Origin of the sequence: Acidiphilium sp., assembly GCF_049977125.1 — a bacterium.
Taxonomy (GTDB): domain Bacteria; phylum Pseudomonadota; class Alphaproteobacteria; order Acetobacterales; family Acetobacteraceae; genus Acidiphilium.
This window is the reverse complement of the sequence record NZ_JBMFGY010000299.1, coordinates 1-2,418: the sequence shown is the minus strand read 5'-3', so window position 1 is coordinate 2,418 and position 2,418 is coordinate 1. Positions and strand designations below refer to the sequence as shown.

Sequence of the window (2,418 nt, the reverse complement as noted above, 5' to 3'; positions counted from 1 at the left end):
AATGACGCAAAGTCGCGTTACCAGGAAATTCTCAGATTTAAGCGTAGCCCGACACCTCCGGCGTGCTCATGCCGTGATCCTCGTAATCGAGGATCGACAGCGGCACCACCGAGACCCGCAGCTTGCCGGCCTTCACCTCGGGCATAAGCCGGCGCATCGCCGCAATCGAATAGGAACAGAGCGGATCCATCAGCATCCAGACCCGCGGCGCTCCGGCCTGCCCGATCGTTCCATGATCGGACATCGCCAGCGCCTGGAACAATGTTCCCTTGGGCAAGCCACCCGGTAGTGACGACGGCGCCGTCCGCCGGGCCGGTTCGGCTTGCCCGTTCGATGCCGGCCCGACGCGATAGGCGACATGACGGGTCACCTTATGGCTGCCGACATTACCGATTCTGACCTGTGGGACGAGATCGGGAACCCGACGAACCTGCCGCAGAGTGACATTCCGGCCTGACGCATTCCACATCACGCCGGCGACCGCCGCCTTGCCGTCAGGCGTGACGTAGAAGACCTGGAAATACCGGCCATTCCGCGCGAATACCCCCTTCATCCCATGCCGGGTGCCCAGGGCATAGAGTTTGGCGCCATGTGACGCGAGACGGGTCAGCACCGGCGACGCCGCGATCGCAGCGGCGTCGATCGGCTTCAACGGCAGCGTCGCCGGTCCGTCGAAGTCATGATCCGTAGTGGTGGCTGCGTCGGTCGACACCTTCGCTGGCGACTTCTGGATCGGGGCGATCGGCATCGTAGTCGGAGACTCCGGAGCCGACGCCGTCGTAGTCCGGGGTAAAGGCGTGGACCGGGGCGCGGTCAGGAAAGTCGGAGCTGCACCATCCACCATCGTCGCGTTTCCCTGAGCCGCGGCAGACGCGAGAATCGCGGGAGAGAGCAGGGCGTGAGGCGTGTTGCCCGGCGGCAGGACTGGCTTCGGAAGCGCCATCTCACCCAGGGTGCCAACCCCCCTGCCCTTCCCCGGATCCGCGATCTGCGCTGGCAGAACCGCACAATGCGGCCCAGTCGTCGCCATCGCGATCCATGGGATACCGGTCAACGCCGTCGTCACAATCAGTCCCATTGCCCGTCGCATCAGCATCTCAAATCCTCCTGCGGATGCCTCCAGTCTCCCCGCGCTAGATGCAAACGGGCAGCGATAGGGCGTTCCCGACGTATCACGATACTGTGATAGTTGGGCGGTCAGTCAATCCGAGGTCGGCGGATATCAATCGAGTTGGTCGAAAATCGCCCGCAGGACCTGCCTGCCCAGTTCACGATCGACTTCATCCGGATCGCCGGTACCGCGGTGACACTGGTGAATGACGAGGGGCGCATTGCCCAGTGCCGCCCGCATCAGCGGGTGGAGACGGGATTTTCGTTCGACATAGCGATGATCGTCATAGCCCATGCTCTCGACGATGACCGTCGCAGTGACCCCGTTTGCCTTCCGCGCCTTCACCACGAAATCAGGGATCAGCGGCGGCCCCGATGGGATATCGACATCCCTCGCTTCGACTTGCCCGGATTCCCCATCGGTGGCCGCTGATCCGCCGATATCGAACTGCGGCTTGGTGATCGTCATGAGGATGTTTCTCGCCTTGAGTAACCAGATCTGGGCCGACATCAGACGACGGGCCGTGCGGCGTTCATAATCGCTGTCCACGAGCAGCAGCCGGCCCGCCGACAGAACTGGATGGGCATAGATCCGCAGCAGTCCCGCCGGCGCGTCCGGTGCGGGGCGTGCCACCAACCCCGCCACGAGATACGGCGGACGTCGCTCGTCTTCGCTCTGAAACCGCCCATGCCCTTCCCGCTCGCCGAACACGGCAATCCGCCCCATCACATCGATGCTCACGTCGCCTCGAAAGGTGACAATGCCCTCGCTCACAGTCTGCGCGATGCCGATCAACAGACCATGCGGCCGCGAGCCCGGAAATTTCTCCGGGGCAACCGTCTCGATGCGCCCGCAGAAATCCTTGTAATGCGGCACGAACGTCTCGAGCCAGGATCCAACCCGCACCTTGCCCGCGAGGATCGTCTTTCGCGCGGCATCACGCAGCTGGCGATATTGGTCCGGGACACCGATCGGGAACCGTGATGGGGGTATCCTCGTCAAACCCGCATCGTCCATCAGGCGCATCAGCAGGCGGGCCAGCGGTGGACGCTCCTCCGCATGACTGAAACCCGATATCATGGCGCGGATAGGTCGATCGTCGCTGCCAAACCCGCGGATCACGGGACGCTCCCGATCCACGCGGCGATAGCTCGCAGTCAGATCCCGTTGTTCCTCCGGATCACGGAAGAAATCGCAATCGGCCGCATGGGCCGGCCAGACGCCATGGACGTGCCGCCGTAGATACGTCTCGGCCACCGGCACCAGCGCCGGGGGATTAGTGCCCTCGATGAGCGGGCCGACACAAT

At 63.7% G+C, this 2,418-nt stretch carries 2 protein-coding genes; both read right to left on the bottom strand.

Annotated features, from left to right (window positions below):
• Positions 1–37: 37 nt before the first annotated feature.
• Positions 38–748 carry a hypothetical protein gene (locus ACP5E6_RS18305; RefSeq protein ID WP_427956757.1) on the bottom strand — a complete coding sequence of 237 codons (711 nt, stop codon included), beginning with the start codon at positions 746–748 and terminating at the stop codon, positions 38–40.
• Between the two features lie 474 nt (positions 749–1,222).
• A partial coding sequence (locus ACP5E6_RS18300) for a hypothetical protein (RefSeq protein ID WP_427956755.1) occupies positions 1,223–2,418 on the bottom strand: 1,196 nt, incomplete at its 5' end.

Bases quoted from the DNA above. Each gene is read 5' to 3' on its own strand.
- ACP5E6_RS18305 (WP_427956757.1), bottom strand. From the start codon at position 748: ATGCCGATCGCCCCGATCCAGAAGTCGCCAGCGAAGGTGTCGACCGAC.